This is a genomic window from Hahella sp. CCB-MM4 (genome assembly GCF_002260525.1).
Taxonomy (GTDB): domain Bacteria; phylum Pseudomonadota; class Gammaproteobacteria; order Pseudomonadales; family Oleiphilaceae; genus Hahella.
Genome location: NZ_MRYI01000098.1, coordinates 1 through 418, shown reverse-complemented (window position 1 = coordinate 418; position 418 = coordinate 1). Strand labels below are relative to the sequence as shown.

At 70.3% G+C, this 418-nt stretch carries 1 pseudogene; it reads right to left on the bottom strand.

Annotation, left to right across the window (positions count from 1 at the left end):
* Nucleotides 1–418 (bottom strand): annotated as a pseudogene (locus BTA51_RS29075) (ATP-grasp domain-containing protein); the annotation flags it as partial.

Sequence of the window (418 nt, the reverse complement as noted above, 5' to 3'; positions counted from 1 at the left end):
ATAGAACCCCGTCCTGAGACAGCAGGAATTCGACCGTCCCGGCCCCGGTATAGCCCGCAGCCGCACAGATCGCGCGGGCGGAGGCATGCACACGCGCGCGCTGATCGTCGGTCAGGAAGGGTGCGGGGGCTTCCTCGACCAGCTTCTGATTGCGGCGCTGCAGGCTGCAATCGCGGGTGCCCAGCACGACGACATTGCCGTGGCTGTCGGCCAGAACCTGCGCCTCGACATGGCGGGGCTTGTCGAGGAATTGCTCGGCATAGCAATCGCCGCGCCCGAAGGCCCCGGTCGCCTCGCGCACGGCGGAATCGTACAGATCCGCCACCTCGTCGAGCCGCCCCGCGACCTTCAACCCCCGCCCACCGCCACCAGACGCCGCCCTGAGCGCCCACGGCAGGCCGACCACGCGCGCCGAGGC